Origin of the sequence: Thioclava sp. F1Mire-8 (genome assembly GCF_002213165.1) — a bacterium.
GTDB lineage: Bacteria > Pseudomonadota > Alphaproteobacteria > Rhodobacterales > Rhodobacteraceae > Thioclava > Thioclava nitratireducens.
On sequence record NZ_NBNY01000001.1, the window covers coordinates 1334790 to 1350386 of the forward strand.

The 15597-nt window shown below is 64.9% G+C and carries 15 protein-coding genes; 10 read left to right on the top strand and 5 right to left on the bottom strand.

The window, feature by feature from the left end; translation table 11 throughout:
- Window positions 1-286: 286 nt before the first annotated feature.
- Window positions 287-1666, bottom strand: coding sequence for an L-serine ammonia-lyase (locus tag B6V75_RS06050; RefSeq protein ID WP_088719032.1), 1380 nt, complete (start codon window positions 1664-1666; stop codon window positions 287-289).
- Window positions 1667-1996: 330 nt separating this feature from the next.
- Between B6V75_RS06050 and rpiA the strand changes: the two genes are divergently transcribed.
- The 6 genes from rpiA to B6V75_RS06080 all read left to right on the top strand — a co-directional run bounded on the left by rpiA (window position 1997) and on the right by B6V75_RS06080 (window position 8297).
- Window positions 1997-2782, top strand: a complete 786-nt coding sequence (rpiA, locus tag B6V75_RS06055) for a ribose-5-phosphate isomerase RpiA (protein WP_075776105.1) — start codon at window positions 1997-1999, stop codon at window positions 2780-2782.
- A 139-nt stretch (window positions 2783-2921) separates the two neighbouring features.
- Window positions 2922-4274 carry a glutathione-disulfide reductase gene (gene gor / locus B6V75_RS06060; RefSeq protein WP_088719033.1) on the top strand — a complete coding sequence of 451 codons (1353 nt, stop codon included), beginning with the start codon at window positions 2922-2924 and terminating at the stop codon, window positions 4272-4274.
- Between the two features lie 55 nt (window positions 4275-4329).
- Window positions 4330-5526 carry an FtsH protease activity modulator HflK gene (hflK, locus tag B6V75_RS06065; RefSeq protein WP_075776107.1) on the top strand — a complete coding sequence of 399 codons (1197 nt, stop codon included), beginning with the start codon at window positions 4330-4332 and terminating at the stop codon, window positions 5524-5526.
- Window positions 5523-6458, top strand: a complete 936-nt coding sequence (locus B6V75_RS06070; protein WP_077701158.1) for a protease modulator HflC — start codon at window positions 5523-5525, stop codon at window positions 6456-6458. Before hflK ends, B6V75_RS06070 begins: the two co-directional genes overlap by 4 nt.
- Window positions 6458-6649: a DUF2065 family protein gene (locus B6V75_RS06075; protein WP_088719035.1), complete on the top strand. Its 192-nt coding sequence runs from the start codon at window positions 6458-6460 to the stop codon at window positions 6647-6649. Before B6V75_RS06070 ends, B6V75_RS06075 begins: the two co-directional genes overlap by 1 nt.
- A gap of 175 nt (window positions 6650-6824) precedes the next feature.
- On the top strand, window positions 6825-8297 hold the full coding sequence (locus B6V75_RS06080) for a DegQ family serine endoprotease (RefSeq protein WP_077701157.1): 1473 nt from the start codon (window positions 6825-6827) through the stop codon (window positions 8295-8297).
- A gap of 48 nt (window positions 8298-8345) precedes the next feature.
- Here B6V75_RS06080 and B6V75_RS06085 read toward each other — a convergent pair whose 3' ends face one another.
- Window positions 8346-9581, bottom strand: a complete 1236-nt coding sequence (locus B6V75_RS06085; protein WP_088719036.1) for an MFS transporter — start codon at window positions 9579-9581, stop codon at window positions 8346-8348.
- 109 nt (window positions 9582-9690) lie between these two features.
- The gene (locus tag B6V75_RS06090; protein ID WP_077701156.1) at window positions 9691-10254 is read right to left on the bottom strand and encodes a peptidoglycan-binding domain-containing protein; all 564 of its coding nucleotides are present in this window, start codon (window positions 10252-10254) and stop codon (window positions 9691-9693) included.
- Window positions 10255-10420: 166 nt separating this feature from the next.
- Between B6V75_RS06090 and B6V75_RS06095 the strand changes: the two genes are divergently transcribed.
- From B6V75_RS06095 to purU, 4 genes are all read left to right on the top strand, one after another.
- Window positions 10421-10744: a 2Fe-2S iron-sulfur cluster-binding protein gene (locus B6V75_RS06095; protein ID WP_075776110.1), complete on the top strand. Its 324-nt coding sequence runs from the start codon at window positions 10421-10423 to the stop codon at window positions 10742-10744.
- Window positions 10744-11505, top strand: coding sequence for a VCBS repeat-containing protein (locus tag B6V75_RS06100; RefSeq protein WP_088719037.1), 762 nt, complete (start codon window positions 10744-10746; stop codon window positions 11503-11505). The genes B6V75_RS06095 and B6V75_RS06100 overlap by 1 nt, the downstream gene beginning before the upstream one ends.
- A 114-nt stretch (window positions 11506-11619) precedes the next feature.
- Complete coding sequence (locus B6V75_RS06105; RefSeq protein ID WP_075776112.1) at window positions 11620-12570, top strand: cation diffusion facilitator family transporter; 951 nt, start codon at window positions 11620-11622, stop codon at window positions 12568-12570.
- 144 nt (window positions 12571-12714) lie between these two features.
- Entirely contained in the window at window positions 12715-13611 is an 897-nt protein-coding gene (gene purU, locus B6V75_RS06110; RefSeq protein ID WP_075776113.1) for a formyltetrahydrofolate deformylase, read from the top strand.
- On the opposite strand, the gene B6V75_RS06115 is transcribed toward purU, so the two are convergent.
- Window positions 13612-14148: a 5-formyltetrahydrofolate cyclo-ligase gene (locus B6V75_RS06115; protein ID WP_088719038.1), complete on the bottom strand. Its 537-nt coding sequence runs from the start codon at window positions 14146-14148 to the stop codon at window positions 13612-13614.
- Entirely contained in the window at window positions 14145-15530 is a 1386-nt protein-coding gene (gene mgtE / locus B6V75_RS06120; RefSeq protein WP_088719039.1) for a magnesium transporter, read from the bottom strand. Before mgtE ends, B6V75_RS06115 begins: the two co-directional genes overlap by 4 nt.
- Between the last annotated feature and the right edge of the window lie 67 nt (window positions 15531-15597).

The following is a 15597-nucleotide window of genomic DNA, read 5'->3' on the forward strand; positions in this document are numbered from 1 at the left end:
TGCGCCTCTCTCGGGCGCGGCTTGCTCACGCGGCAGCGCGGCGATGTGGGCTAAATGCGCGTGATGGCGCTAAAAGTCAAGGGGGAGCGTGTTTTGGTGGCTTCCCTCGAAGTGATGGCCCGCCCGGGCGACCACCCCGGGCCGCGCCCGACCGCCCCCCAGGGCGCTTTCGCGCAACCTGCGCGCGCTCGGTCTTGGGGAGAAATGGCACGATTAAGTACCCGCCACCTATCGCGTGAGCGCCCACCCGCGATCGGGCGAGGCCCTCAGCACGGATAATGCATCCTCAGCAGTTCGGCACGTTCACCGCTAGCCCACCCAGGCTCGTTTCCTTGTAATGCTCGTGCATGTCGCGGCCCGTCTGGCGCATCGTTTCGATCGCCGCGTCCAGCGGCACGAAATGCGTGCCGTCCCCGCGCAGCGCCAGCGAAGCCGCCGACACTGCTTTGATCGCGCCCAGACCGTTGCGCTCGATACAGGGCACCTGCACCAGCCCCTTTACCGGATCGCAGGTCATCCCGAGGTGATGCTCCAGCGCGATTTCGGCCGCGTTCTCGATCTGCTCAGGCGTGCCTCCCAGCACGGCGGCCAGTCCCGCCGCCGCCATCGCCGCCGCCGATCCGACTTCGGCCTGACAGCCGCATTCGGCGCCCGAGATCGACGCGTTGGTCTTGATCAGCCCGCCGACCGCCGCCGCGGTGAGCAGGAAATCGGGGATTTTCGCGGAGGATGCGGAAGGCACATGATCGAGCCAGTAGCGGATCACCGAAGGCAACACACCCGCCGCTCCGTTCGTAGGTGCAGTGACCACCTGCCCGCCGGCGGCATTTTCCTCGTTCACCGCCATCGCATAGGCCGAGATCCAGTCGTTGATCTGATGCGGCGGAGCGAGGTTCTGGCCCCAATCCGCCTTCAGGCTCTCATGGATCGCCTTGGCACGGCGCTTGACCCGCAACCCGCCTGGCAATTCGCCCTCGCTCGTCAATCCGCGCTCCATGCAATCGCGCATCGTGACCCAGATTTTCGAGAGACCCTCGTCGATCTCCTTCGGACCACGGAAGCGCGCCTCGTTGCGCCGCTTCATCTGCGCGATGCTCAGCCCGGAGGCATGGGCCATCGCCAGCATTTCCTCGGCGGTCTTGAAGGGAAACGGCACCGGGCTCGGCGCGTCGCGGGCCGCATCGTCGACCGCGGCCAGTTCGGCTTCTGTGCGCACGAAGCCACCGCCGATCGAGTAATAGACCTCGTGCATCAACACGTCGCCCTGCGCGTCGCGCGCCTCGATCACCATGCCGTTGGCGTGGCCGGGCAGCGACGTGTCGTAGTCGAAGATCAGATCGGCCTCGGGGTCGAAGGCCAAAGGCGGCAGCCCATCAGGCTTCAACAGGTGATCGCGCGCATTCGCGGCCAGCAATTTCTCGGCCAGATCGTTATCGTAGCTCTCGGGCACCACGCCCGCGAGCCCGAGGATCGCCGCGCGGTCCGTCGCATGGCCCTTGCCGGTAAAGGCGAGCGAGCCGTGCAGCCGTACCCGCACCCCATGCGCGGTGAAGGGCGAGGCCCGGAGCGCGTCGAGAAACCGCGCGCCCGCCACCATCGGCCCCATCGTATGCGACGAGGACGGCCCGACGCCGATCTTGAAGATGTCGAATACGCTCAGAAACATGCGACCTCCCTGCCCTGATTTGGGCCCAGACTGCCGGTTTCGCCCGCCGACCAACAGCCCCAAAACGACCCCGTCACGCGCAAAAGCAACATCGTTGACGCGACATGGAGGAGTTTCGCGCAACCTGACGGGCGAAAGGACGCTCGGCAATGACCACGCCTTCGCGGTTCAGGCACGGCACCGACTCCCGATCCGATGCCGCGCGGCTGATGGCGGGCGGGATGCGACAATTCCTCCTGCGCTTAGCACGGATCGACAAAGCCCTCGCCTGAACGCCCCGGATTGCCTATAAGCATCCGCAACTCAGACTGCCCATGAATGGAGTGCCAAATGGCTGCCGACCTCTCCCCGATCGACAAGGCGAAATTCGCCGCCGCCCGCCGTGCCGTTGACTTCGTCGAAGACGGGATGCGCGTGGGCCTCGGCACCGGCTCGACCGCCGCTTGGATGGTGCGCTGCCTTGGCGAGCGTATTCGCGATGAGGGCCTGCAACTGATCGGGGTTCCGACCTCGACCCGCACCGCCGATCTCGCGCGTCAGGTCGGCATCAAGGTCGTGGCCCTCGACGAGGCGAAATGGCTCGACATCACGATCGACGGGGCAGACGAATTCGACCCCGACCTGAACCTCGTGAAGGGCGGCGGCGGCGCGCTGCTGCAGGAAAAGATCGTCGCCACCGCGTCGGACCAGATGATCGTCATCACCGACGCCTCCAAGGAAGTGAACCATCTGGGCGCCTTCCCCCTGCCCGTCGAGGTCGTCCCCTTCGGCTGGCAGGTCACCCGCGCGCTGATCGAGGAACTGCTGGACTCGATGGATGTAATGGGCCGCCAGACTTCACTTCGCCTGAACGGTCAGCAGCCCTTCGTGACCGACGAGGGCAATTATATCGTCGATCTGCATCTCAACCGCATCGGCAACCCGCGTCAGCTGGCGCTGGTGCTGAACCAGATTCCCGGCGTCGTCGAGAACGGCCTCTTCATCGACATCTGCGACAAGGTCATCATCGGCGGCACCGACGGCAAGGTCGAGATCCGCGACATCAATGAGGGCACGGTCGCCAACGAGACCATCGAGTTCGCCGAGGACGAGAATATCTTCCGCGACATGGATTGATCCGCGCGGCGCGCGCCCGGGGATGCAAAGCTGCGCCGCATCCCCGTTCCGCGCGCCTCCCCCTCCCTCCCCCGCCTTGCTCCTGAGCGCATGGACCGCTAAGCCAATGCGCAAGGACCACAAGGAAGGAAGGCCTCCCATGAGCTTCGACTATGATCTCTTCGTCATCGGCGGCGGCTCGGGCGGGGTGCGAGCGGCCCGGATTTCCGCCGGTCACGGTGCGCGCGTCGCGCTGGCCGAGGAATACCGGATGGGCGGCACCTGCGTCATTCGCGGCTGCGTCCCGAAGAAACTGATGGTCTTCGCCTCCACCGCGCCGGCGGCCATCGAGGAGGCGCGCGCCTATGGCTGGAGCGCCGATGCAGGTCAATTCGACTGGCCCGGGTTCCGCGGCAAGCTGGATGCGGAGCTCGACCGGCTCGAAGCGATCTACCGCCGAGGACAGGAAAACGCGGGCGTGAAGGTCTTCGACCAGCGCGCGACGGTTTCGGGCCCGCATGAGGTCACGCTGGCCGATGGCACGAAGATCACCACCAAGCACATTCTCGTCGCGGTCGGCGGACGGCCCTTCGTACCCGAGTTCCCGGGCTGCGACCTGGTGATGACTTCGAACGACATCTTCAAGCTCGACACCTTGCCTGAGCGCATCCTGATCGTCGGCGGCGGTTATATCGCCTGCGAATTCGCCTGCATCCTCAACGGATTGGGCGTGCAGGTCACCCAATACAACCGCTCGCCGCTGCTGCGCGGCTTCGACGGCGAGGCACGCGATCTGATCGTGGACCAGATGCAGGCGAGCGGCATCGAAATTCACACCCATGTCGTCATCACCGAGATCGAGAAGACCGAGAACTGCCTGAAAGTGACCTGCGGCGACGGGCGCGAGGACGAGTTCGACGCGGTGCTCTACGCGACGGGTCGCACGCCGAACACCGAGGGGCTCGGCCTCGAAGCAGCAGGCGTGGAACTGGGCGAGCGCGGCGAGGTCATGGTCGACCAATGGTCGCAGACCAACGTGCCCTCGATCTTCGCCGTGGGCGATGTGACCGACCGCATCAACCTGACCCCGGTCGCGATCCGCGAGGGCCACGCTTTCGCCGATACCGTCTTCGGCGCGAACGCCCGGCCTTCGGACCACGAACTGGTCGCCTCCGCCGTCTTCACCCAGCCCGAATTCGGCACCGTCGGCATCACTGAGGAAGAGGCCGAGGAGCGCGGCAATGCCGAGGTCTACGTCTCCAGTTTCCGGCCGATGCGCTCGAGCTTTGCGGGCTCCGACGCGCGTGTGTTGATGAAACTGATCGTGTGTCGCGAAACGCGCCGCGTGCTGGGTTGCCATATCGTCGCGCCCGAAGCGGGCGAATTGATCCAGATGGTCGGCATCGCCGTCAAGATGGGGGCGACCAAGGAACAGTTCGACGCGACCTGCGCGGTCCACCCGACGATGGGCGAAGAGCTCGTGACCATGCGGAACCCGGTAAGACATTATTGAAATCACGGAAAAGATACCCAACTGTCCGAGAAGATAACGGAAAGGTGAGGAGCATATGAGCAACGGAGGCCCCTGGGGCGGCGGAGGCGGTGGCGGCGACGACCGCGATGACGACCGCGAAGACAAACGCCCCGGTCAGCGACGTCCCGGTGAGGGCGGCCAGATCCCCGAAATCGAGGAATTCATGCGCAAGGGCTCCGAGCAGCTCCGCGTGCTGATGGGCGGCAAGGGCGGCGGCAATCGCCCCAACCGTCCCAATGGCGGCGGAGGCGGCAAGCCCCCCTTCCCGACCAAGATCGCCGTGATCATAGGCCTCGTGGCCGTGGTGGCGATCTGGCTCGGCTCCTCGCTCTACAAGGTAAACCCTGAAGAACGCTCGGTGGAGCTCATGTTCGGGCGCTACCACGCGACCAAGGGCCCCGGCCTGAATCTCGCGCCGTGGCCCTTCCTCACCTACACCAAGGTTCCGGTGACCCGCGAACAGACCGTTGATATCGGCTCCGGCCGTGCCGGCACGAACGATACCGGCCTCATGCTGACTGGCGACCAGAACATCGTCGATCTGGAGTTCCAGGTGGTCTGGAACATCAGCGATCCGGCGAAATACCTGTTCAACCTCGGCGATCCGCAGGACACGATCCGCGCGGTCTCCGAATCCGCGATGCGCGACATCATCGCGCGCTCGAACCTCGCGCCGATCCTGTCGACCGCGCGTGGCGAGATCGCGGCCGATCTGCGCACGGCGGTGCAAAAGACGCTCGACAGCTACGATGCGGGCATCAACATCGTCCGCGTGAACTTCAACCGCGCCGATCCGCCGCGCGAGGTGATCGACAGCTTCCGCGAAGTGCAGGCCGCGCAGCAGGAGCGGGACCGTCTCGAGAAAGAGGCCGACGCCTATGCCAACAAGGTGACGGCAGGTGCCCGTGGTGAGGCCGCTCAAGTCAAGGAAGAGGCCGAAGGCTACCGCGCGCAGATCGTGAACGCAGCCGAAGGTGACGCCGCGCGCTTCAATTCGATCCTGACGGAATACGAGAAAGCGCCCGAAGTTACCAAGCGCCGGATGTTCTACGAGACCATGGGCAAGCTGTTGCAAAATGTGGACAAGGTTGTCGTGGACACCAAGGACGGCGCCGGTGGGGTCGTGCCCTACCTGCCGCTCGACCAGTTGCGCAAGAACTCCAGCTCGACGTCGAACAGCTCGGCGCCCAGCACCACCAAATCGACCGCCAACAATGGAGGAAGCAACTGATGCGCGGACCTATCGCAATTGCCGTTCTCGTTGTTCTGATCTTCCTCGGGCTGAACTCGGTCTTCGTGGTGGACGAGCGTGAAAAAGCACTCGTGCTGCGCTTCGGTGAGGTGCAGCAGGTGAAGACGGAGCCGGGTCTCGGTTACAAGATCCCGATCGTGGATACGATCGTCAAATATGACGACCGCATCCTGAGCCTCACCACGCAGCCGCTCGAAGTCACACCCGAGGACGACCGCCGTCTCGTTGTCGACGCCTTCGCGCGCTGGCGCATTGTCGATGCGGTGAAATTCCGCGAAGCCGTGGGCGGGGGCGGCGAGCAGATCGCCAAGAGCCGCATCGATGGCATCCTGAACAACGCGATCCGCGAAGTTCTGGGCTCGGTCCCCTCGACGGCGGTGCTGTCGGACGACCGGACGCCGCTGATGAACCGGATCCGCGATCTGGCACGGCGCGAGGCGCTCTCGCTGGGCGTCGACGTGATCGACGTGCGTCTGACCCGCACCGACCTGCCCGAGCAGAACCTGGCCTCCACCTATGGCCGGATGCGGGCAGAGCGTGAGCGCGAGGCCGCAGACGAGCGCGCCCGCGGCGCCGAGGCCGCACAGCGCATCCGCGCAACCGCCGACCGTACTGCGGTCGAGGTCACGTCCGAGGCCAAGAAGCAGGCCGAGATCGTGCGCGGCGAAGCCGATGCGCAGGCCAACAAGGTCTATGCGGATGCGTATGGCAAGGATCGCCAGTTCTTCGCATTCGTCCGCGCGCTGCAATTCTACGCGCAGTCAATGAAGACGCAGACTTCGTCGCTGGTGACGCAGCCCGACAGCCTCTACTTCGATTACGGGCGCTTCCTGCGCTCGATCGGGGAGAACCCGGGGCCCGAAACCGGTGCAAGCCGGGGCAACGGATCTGCGAGCCAGGTCGGCCAGTGATGGCGATGCTTTTGACCGGTCTGGGACTGGTCCTTGTGATCGAGGGGCTGGCGCTTGCGCTGGCCCCTTCACGTATCGAGCAGGCGCTGGACGCGCTGCGCGCCATGTCGGCGGGGCAGCGGCGGACGCTTGGCCTTGCGGCTCTGGCAGCGGGCGTGGCGATCCTCTGGGCGCTGCGCGTCTTCGGATAACCGCTCAGTTCCCCGCATCTTAGGCGCAAGAGAGCGCCCGCCTCGCCCCCCTGCGACGCAATTTCCTGTCGTGAATTTTGGCGAATAACTTCCCTTCGTCCCTCGCTGCTCCTACATTTCAACTCAAAGAGAGCATCGCGCCGGCCTCCGGACCGGCGAAGCAAGGGAGAGCTACATGAATTTCCTCACCGGACCCGGATCGACTCTGCGCGCCGGATTCAGCGCCGCGACGCTTGCCGTCGCGCTCGCCTTCGCACCGCTGGCCGCGCCGGCCTATGCCCGCGCCGCCCCCGAAAGCTTTGCAGAACTTGTCGATCAGGTGTCCAATTCGGTGGTAAACATCACCACCTCGACCACGGTGGCCGCACCGACCGGCAACATGCCGAATTTTCCGCCCGGCTCGCCTTTCGAGGATCTGTTCCGCGATTTCGGCCTGCCGAACCCGAACGGGCCAAATGGCCCGAACGGGCGGGGCGCACCGCGCCGCTCGAACGCGCTCGGCTCGGGCTTCGTGATCTCGGAAGACGGCTACATCGTCACCAACAACCACGTCATCGAAGATGCAGACGAGATCGAGATCGAGTTCTTTTCGGGCAAGCGGCTCGATGCGAAACTCGTAGGCACCGACCCGAAAACCGACATCGCTCTGCTGAAGGTCGAGAGCGACTCCCCCCTGCCCTTCGTGGCCTTCGGCGACAGCGACGCCGTGCGGGTGGGCGACTGGGTGATGGCGATGGGCAACCCGCTGGGCCAGGGCTTCTCCGCTTCGGCCGGGATCATCTCCGCGCGCAACCGCGAGCTCTCGGGCAGCTATGACGACTACCTGCAGACCGATGCGGCGATCAACCGCGGCAACTCGGGCGGCCCGCTCTTCGACATGGAAGGTGAGGTCGTCGGCGTGAACACCGCGATCCTGTCGCCCAATGGCGGCTCGATCGGGATCGGCTTTTCGATGGCGTCGAACGTGGTCCAGAAGGTTGTTGAACAGCTCAAGGAATACGGCGAGACGCGGCGCGGCTGGCTAGGCGTGAAGATCCAGGACGTCACCGCCGACATGGCCGAGGCGATGGGCCTGCCCAAGCCGGAAGGCGCGATGGTCTCGGAAGTGCCGGACGGCCCCGCCAAGGAAGCCGGTATCCAGTCGGGCGACGTGATCACCTCGTTTGATGGCGGCGAGGTCAAGAACACCCGCGATCTGGTGCGCCGCGTGGCCGATGCTCCGGTGGGCGAGAAAGTCCGCGTGACCGTGCTTCGCGATGGAGAGACCAAGACGCTTCTGGTGACGCTGGGCCGCCGTGAGGCCGCCGAGGGCGAGCAGCCCCCGAAAGCCGTTCAGGCCCCGCAGGAGGTCGAGAAGGACATGCTCGGCCTGACCGTGACGCCGCTCACCGATGACCTGCGCACCGAGATGGGCCTGACCAAAGAAGCGAACGGCCTCGTCATCAAGCAGATCGACGAGACTTCCTCGGCCTTCGAGAAGGGCCTGCGTGTCGGTGACCTGATCACCGAGGTCGGACAGAAACCTGTCTCCGCGGTCGGCGATTTCGAAGAGCGCGTGCAGGCGGCGAAAGAGGCCGGGCGCAAGTCGATCCTGCTCTTGATCCGCCGCGCCGGCGAGCCGCGTTTCGTGGCACTCCCCGTGGAGTGATCCGCACCGTTCAAGACGAATGAGAAGGCGCCCCGCAGGGCGCCTTTTTCATTGCGCTTCGCGCGCCTGCACCCGGCGGGCGGCAATGGTCAGGCTTCCGGCGGCGATCACGCACCACAGCGCCATGCCCAGCATCTGGGCCGGAAGCTCCACCCCCATATCGATCAGCACGCCGGTGATCCCGGGCCCCACTGCGGTCGAGAGCACCATCGAGGCCACGATGATCGCGCGGATGCCGCCCAGGTTTTTCACGCCGTAGACCTCGGGCCAGAGCGCGCCCATCAGCGTCCCTGTGAACCCGTTCGACATGCCCAGAAGGCCCATGAAGACATAGACGCCCCAGACCGGCGTCACGAGCGCGACCGTCAGCGAGGCCAGCGTCAGCGGCGCCAGTACAAATGGAAGCAGGCGCAGCGCGCCGAACCGGTCAATCAGCCCGCCGCAGACAAAGCCGAAGCCCACAGTGGCCGCCGACATCACCGGAAAGGCCGCGGCGAAGGCGAGCGGGGAGTAGCCGCGCAACTCCGTCAGGTAGCCCTGATGGAAGAAAATCACCGTACCGATGAAGGGCGGTGCGAGCAGCCCTGCCAGCAGCATGTAGAGGACCGGATCGCGGATCACCTCCGCGCGGGTCCAGTCGCGCGCTGTGCCCGATGCGCTCGATTGCACCTCGGTGGCGTTGGGCACCCGCTCGACCTGCATCAGGTGCATCAGGAGCGGCCATGCGATCACCACCAGCAACGCCGCCGAGAGCCACCATGCGAGGTGCCAGTTGCCGCTCGCCTGCGCGACCAACACCACGAGAACCGGCAGCACCGCGGAGCCGAAGGGTTGGCCCGGAACGACCAGCGACATCGCCTTGCCACGGCTCGCGACGAACCAGCGACCGATCTCGGTGAAAGCGATCTCGGTCATCATGCCCTGCCCGAAGAGCCGCAGCATGTAGATCGCGAGCGTCAGGAAGATCAGGTTCGGCGCGAGCGTGATCCCGACACAGGCCAGCGCCAGCAGCGGGATGGTGAAGCGCACCACCTTCCAGCCGGGCATCAGATCGAGCGTGCGCCCGAGGAAGGGCAACGTCGAGGCCGAGGCCAGCGTCGCCACCATGTAGAGCGCGCCGAAGGTGCCGCCCGACAGGCCGAATGTCGCCCGGATGTCATTGCCCGACAGGCCGATGAAGAAAGTCTGCCCGAAGGACGAGAACAGCGTCAGCAGGAAACCCGCGCCGAGCCAGCGGGCGTTGTCGCGCATGAAGCGCAGGTTACTGCCGAATAACTTTCGCATGGTGCCCCCTGATCCCTTGATCCCCGGTTAGAGACGGTTCCGCCGACCGGCACAACCCCGCCGCCTGCGCAGAGGGCTGTGCGGCGCCGCGATGGCGGCGTGAGAGGGCTCAGTCCGACCAGATATAGAGACCGAGTTCCTGTGCTGCGCGCACCGAGAGCGTCGGGCTGTCGAGGCCGCGCGGCGCCTGATAGGCCGCGATCGCGCGGCCCGTCGCCGGGTCCAGCTTGCCGTCGGCGGGGCCGGAATAGAGCCCGCGCAGCGCCAACGCACGCTGGGTCATCGCAACGAAAGCGGGCGTCAGATCCTCCGAGCAGACGGATTCGAAATAGCGCGGCTTGCCGCTATCGACGAGCTTCTGGCCGCTCAATTCGCGGTAGATCGCGGGCTGCGTGACCTTGCCGGTCTTCGGATCGCGCTGTTCGGGGATCACCTCTACCTGTCCAGTCACCGTCTCGACCTTGGCAGGGCCTTTGAGTTCGGTGAAGCAGCCCCGCGCATCATCAGCGGACGGACGGCTTTGCAGCACATGGGCGAGCGTCTTGGCGGGCGGGTCCTTCGGAGTAGCGTACGCCCCCTGCGTGCCGGGCTGACAGCCCGCCAGCCCCATCGCAACACCCAGCGCGACCAGCATCGCACGCGCCGTGCCGAAGTTTTCAGCGATCTGCCGCATTCTCGTCTCCGCCTGCCTCGGCGCGCAGAGTAGCCAATATCCACGCCGCGGCAATCCCTTGCCCGTGACCGCCCACCTCTGGCCAAATCGCCGAAAGCAGCTTAGATCACTTGCGACCGGCCCCGCCGGCATTCGCGTTTTGATCACGAACAAGAGGCCCCGAGCTATGGCGAAAATCACCTATGTCGAATTCAACGGCACCCGTCACGAGATCGACGTGAAGCCCGGCATGACCGTGATGGAAGGCGCGCGCGACAATGGCGTGCCCGGCATCGACGCCGATTGCGGTGGCGCCTGCGCCTGTTCCACCTGCCACGTCTATGTCGACAAGGACTGGATCGAGAAACTGCCTCCGCGCGATCCGATGGAAGAAGACATGCTTGATTTCGCGTACGAACCCGATCCCGTCACCTCGCGCCTGACCTGCCAGATCAAGGTCACAGACGAACTCGACGGCTTGATCGTCAACCTTCCCGAAAAGCAGATCTGATGCGCAGCGCGGTGACCCTCGCCTTTGCGCTGGTCACCGCTGCCGCCCTGCCCGCGCGGGCCGAAATGTCGGTCGCCGCGCGGTTCACCGAGCCCACGGATCGCTACGGTCACCGCGCACTCGGCCCCGAGCATGAATTCGCGAATCTCCAGATCGACGTGACCCGCAAGGCAGGCGACGCCAAGGGGCTGTTCTCAGGCCACAGCACGCTGACCTACGACCTGCGCCTCGATCCCGATCTCGTCTATGAGGACACGGCACCGCGCCTGAGCGATCTCGACGGCGACGGGATCGACGAGGTGATCGTGGTGCAATCGCATCTCCGGCTGGGTTCGCGGCTCCTCGCGCTCACGGTAAAATCCGGCAAACCGAAGTTCCTCGCCGCGACCGATTTCGTGGGAGAGCCGAACCATTGGCTCGCGCCCATCGGCGTCGCGGATTTCGATGGCAACGGACATCTCGACATCGCGCTGATCGACGCGCCGCATCGGCTGGGCGTCTTGCGGATTTTCGAATATCGCGACGGCGCGCTGCACCCGAGCTTCGCGGGCGGGAGATTCACCAATCACCACTTCGGCTCGGACACGATCATGGGCGGCCTGCGCGATTGCGGCGCCGGGCCGGAGATGATCGTCGCCAGTTTCGACTGGTCGGATCTGCTGTCTCTCTCGGTCACGCCCAAGCAAACCGTGGCATGGAGACGCATCGCTGACGACACCTCACCCGCGCGTTTCGCGAAGGCGATCGGCTGCGGCATCTGACCTCGCACGCGGGCGGTTCGGGAACCGGCCTGCCCGCACCGTGTTGATCCAGCACGACGACACCGGCGCGAGGTCGTTCCTCCCCGTCTCGCGCCCCGATCCAGGATTCCGTTCATGGCCGAAGCCCAAGCCTCCGAAGAAAAGCCGATTGCCGTCTATGGCGCGCTCGCAGCGAACCTTCTGATCGCCATCGCGAAATTCGTGGCCGCGGCGTTCACGGGCAGTTCGTCGATGCTGGCGGAGGCGTTCCACTCGGTGGTCGATACCGGCAATGAGGGGTTGCTGCTTCTGGGCCACAAGCGCAGCCGCAAGGAGCCGGACGAGAAACATCCGTTCGGCTATGGCAAAGAGTTGTATTTCTGGTCGCTCGTTGTCGCGATGCTGCTCTTCGCGATCGGCGGCGGGCTGTCTGTCTACGAGGGCATGGTCCATATCCAGCATCCAGAGCCGATCGAGAAGCCGATCTGGAACTACGGCGTCCTGCTCGTGGCGTTCTTTGCCGAGGGCACCTCCTGGGTGATCGCGATCCGCCAGCTCCTGAAGCAACGCAAACCGGGGGAAGGCTATTTCAAGGCGTTCCGCCGCTCCAAGGATCCGTCGATCTTCGTCGTCGTCGCCGAAGACAGTGCGGCGCTTCTGGGTATCCTCGCTGCAGCGCTTGGCGTCTATCTCTCGGTGACCTTCGAGAACCCGTTCTTCGACGGCGCAGCCTCGATCGTGATCGGGCTCATCCTGATCGTGGTCGCCATCATTCTGGTTTACGAGACTCGCGCGCTGATCATGGGCGAAGCCGCCGACCGCGACGTGCGCAAATCGATCCGAGAGATCGCGACCGGTTTCGACGAAGTCGCGGAGGTCAAACGGCTTCTGACAATGCATTTCGCCCCCGAGCAGGTGTTGGTGAATATCGAACTGAAAATGCAAAAAGGCCTGTCACCCGAGGCGATCTTCCACGCGGTCGAGGAGGTTCAGAAGAAAATCCACGAGGCCCATCCCGAGGTCTCCAGCGTTTTCCTTGAGATCGAATCCCTGCGCGGCACACAGCGCGAAAACGCTGCAGCCTGACTCCGCGCGCCTCGCCCCCGACGCGATGCCGCTTTTCACCGCAACGCCGTCGCTTTCTCCCGCGCTCCTCCCCGGACACGGGGTGATTGTGTCCCCACCCCCGGCGCGCTAGGAAACCGGGCGAAAGATCAAAAGGGATGCGACATGACCCAGACTGCCGACGCCTACGTTCTCACCGTTGCCTGCCCCTCCACGCGGGGGATCGTCGCGGGGATCGCGAATGTGTTGGCCGATCAGGGCTGCAACATCACCGACTCGCATCAATATGACGACCAGAAGACCGGTCAGTTCTTCATGCGCGTGAGCTTCGTCTCGGAGCAAGGCAAGGATGCCGACGCGATCCGCGCTGCATTCGAGCCGGTCGCCAAGGAGTTCGAGATGGACTGGGCCGTGCGCGACTCGCGCGAGAAGATGAAGGTTCTGGTGATGGTGTCGAATTTCGGCCATTGCCTGAACGATCTTCTCTATCGCTGGCGCATCGGCGCGCTGCCGATCGAGATCGTGGGCGTGGTGTCCAACCACATGACCTACCAGAAGGTCGTCGTGAACCATGACCTGCCTTTCCACCACATCAAGGTGACGAAGGAGAACAAGCCCGAGGCAGAGAAGCGCCTGCTCGACGTGGTCGATGAGTCGGGTGCGGAACTGATCGTTCTGGCGCGCTACATGCAGATCCTGTCGGATGCGCTGTGCCAGAAAATGTCCGGCCGGATCATCAACATCCACCACTCCTTCCTGCCGAGCTTCAAGGGCGCGAACCCCTACAAGCAGGCCTATGAGCGTGGCGTGAAGCTGATCGGTGCGACGTCGCATTACGTGACCGCCGATCTCGACGAAGGCCCGATCATCGAGCAGGACACCGTGCGCATCACCCATGCGCAGAGCCCGTCGGATTACGTCTCGCTGGGCCGCGACGTCGAGGCGCAGGTGCTGTCGCGCGCGATCCATGCCCATGTCCAGCACCGGGTGTTCCTGAACGACAACAAGACGGTCGTCTTCCCCGCCTCGCCCGGCGCCTACGCCTCCGAGCGGATGGGCTAATCAGAAATGTAGGACGCCTGCCTCGGTCACGATCATGTCGAGAGGCTGATCCGTCGGCTCGGTGGGCACCTGCGGAACTTCCTGAGCGGCAAAGGCGAAACCGATCGCAGTGACGGGGCCGCGGGCGCGCAGCCCCTCCAGCGTGCGGTCGTAAAAGCCGCCACCATAGCCCAGCCGAAAGCCCTGCGCGTCGAAAGCCAGCAGCGGGACGATCAGCACCTCGGGCGTGATCTCCTCGCCCTCCGCCGGAACATGCGCCCCGAAAGCGCCCGCGATCATCTCGGTCTCGGGTGTCCAGCGGTGAAAGACCAGGGGCTGCGCCTGCTCCACCACAACCGGCAGACAGAGCGGCCCGCCATGGGCGATCATCGCAGGGCGCGGATCGGGCTCGGTCCGGATCGGCCAATAGCCCGCCAGCACCTTGCCCGCGAAAGGCTCCAGCGCCGCCGTCAGCGCGCGGGTCGCGGCCCCTTCATCGGCGGCATGGGCGGCTTTGCGCGCCGCGAAAGCGTCCTTGCGCGCGAGATCCTTGCTCATAGCAACACGACGGAGGCGAGGCCGAGGAAGGCGAAGAAGCCCACCACATCGGTCATTGTCGTGACGAACGTGCCCGAGGCCAGCGCCGGGTCTGCGCCAAGCTTCTCCAGCGCCAGCGGGATCAGGATGCCCGACAGCGCGGCGACAACGAGATTGATGACCATCGCCAAGCCGATCACAATGCCAAGCTGCGCGCCCGAGAACCAGAAGGCGGCAACTGCTCCCATCACCACCGCGAAGGCGAGACCGTTCAGCAGCCCCACGATGGTTTCGCGTCGCACGACGCGCCAGACGTTGCTGTCGGTCAGGTCGCGGGTCGCCAGCGCGCGCACCGCGACCGTCAGGGTCTGCGTGCCCGCATTGCCACCCATCGAAGCCACGATCGGCATCAAGACGGCCAGCGCCACAAGTTGCTGGATCGTGCCCTCGAAGATCGAGATCACCGCCGAGGCGAGAATAGCCGTCAGCAGGTTAATGAAGAGCCACGGCAGGCGCTGACGCACGGTTTCCAGCACCGTATCCGAGATCGCGGATTCGTCGCCCACACCGGCGAGGCGGAGGATGTCTTCCTCGTGTTCCTCGTCGAGAACCGACATCGCGTCGTCGATGGTAATCACGCCGACCAGCCTGTCATCCTCGTCCACGACCGGGGCCGAGATCAGGTGATACTGGTTGAACGCGTAGGCCACGTCGCCCTCGTCCTGATAGGCCGAGATCTTGCGGAATTCCTCCTCGCAGATATCGGTCAGCTTCGAGGCACGCGGGGCCGACAGGATTCGTCCCAAGGTGACATTTCCGATCGGGTGGTGCCCCGGATCGACAAGGGTCACGTGATAGAACTGGTCGGGCAGCCATTTCGCTTTCCGCAGGAAGTCGATCGTCTCGCCCACCGTCCAATGCTCGGGCGCGGTCACGACCTCGCGCTGCATCAAACGACCGGCGGAATATTCGGGATAGCCCAGCGATTTCTCGACCGCGGCCCGGTCGGTCTCGTCGAGAGCGCCGAGGATCGCTTCCTGCTGCGGCTCTTCAAGGTCCTCGATCAGGTCGACGACGTCATCGGAGTCGAGCTCGCGCACCGCGTCGGCCAGGACTTCCGGCGGCAGGCTTGCGAGAACCTCCTCGCGAATGCCTTCGTCGATCTCCGTCAGGATCTCGCCGTCGATCTGGCGGCCCCAGAGCCGCAGGATTTCGCGCCGCTCGTGGCCGGAGACCTGTTCGATAAGGTCGGCGATGTCGGCGGCGTGCAGCGGCTCGAGAAGCTCGCTCAACCGCTCCGCATCTTCCTGCTCGACGGCATCGAGAATTTCCTCGACCAGCTCCCCGCTCAGCCGATAATCCTCTTCCTCGCGCTCTGTCTCTTCGGCAAGTGCTTCGGCCATATCGCCCCCGTTCGGATCGCGCGTGAAACATAGCTGTTTTCTCGCAGATGGACAGGGGGCGGAGCCG

Bases quoted from the DNA above. Each gene is read 5' to 3' on its own strand.
- B6V75_RS06095 (WP_075776110.1), top strand. From the start codon at position 10,421: ATGGCGAAAATCACCTATGTCGAATTCAACGGCACCCGTCACGAGATC.
- B6V75_RS06100 (WP_088719037.1), top strand. From the start codon at position 10,744: ATGCGCAGCGCGGTGACCCTCGCCTTTGCGCTGGTCACCGCTGCCGCC.
- B6V75_RS06085 (WP_088719036.1), bottom strand. From the start codon at position 9,581: ATGCGAAAGTTATTCGGCAGTAACCTGCGCTTCATGCGCGACAACGCC.
- rpiA (WP_075776105.1), top strand. From the start codon at position 1,997: ATGGCTGCCGACCTCTCCCCGATCGACAAGGCGAAATTCGCCGCCGCC.
- B6V75_RS06090 (WP_077701156.1), bottom strand. From the start codon at position 10,254: ATGCGGCAGATCGCTGAAAACTTCGGCACGGCGCGTGCGATGCTGGTC.
- purU (WP_075776113.1), top strand. From the start codon at position 12,715: ATGACCCAGACTGCCGACGCCTACGTTCTCACCGTTGCCTGCCCCTCC.
- B6V75_RS06050 (WP_088719032.1), bottom strand. From the start codon at position 1,666: ATGTTTCTGAGCGTATTCGACATCTTCAAGATCGGCGTCGGGCCGTCC.
- B6V75_RS06115 (WP_088719038.1), bottom strand. From the start codon at position 14,148: ATGAGCAAGGATCTCGCGCGCAAGGACGCTTTCGCGGCGCGCAAAGCC.
- B6V75_RS06080 (WP_077701157.1), top strand. From the start codon at position 6,825: ATGAATTTCCTCACCGGACCCGGATCGACTCTGCGCGCCGGATTCAGC.
- gor (WP_088719033.1), top strand. From the start codon at position 2,922: ATGAGCTTCGACTATGATCTCTTCGTCATCGGCGGCGGCTCGGGCGGG.
- B6V75_RS06075 (WP_088719035.1), top strand. From the start codon at position 6,458: ATGGCGATGCTTTTGACCGGTCTGGGACTGGTCCTTGTGATCGAGGGG.
- hflK (WP_075776107.1), top strand. From the start codon at position 4,330: ATGAGCAACGGAGGCCCCTGGGGCGGCGGAGGCGGTGGCGGCGACGAC.
- mgtE (WP_088719039.1), bottom strand. From the start codon at position 15,530: ATGGCCGAAGCACTTGCCGAAGAGACAGAGCGCGAGGAAGAGGATTAT.
- B6V75_RS06105 (WP_075776112.1), top strand. From the start codon at position 11,620: ATGGCCGAAGCCCAAGCCTCCGAAGAAAAGCCGATTGCCGTCTATGGC.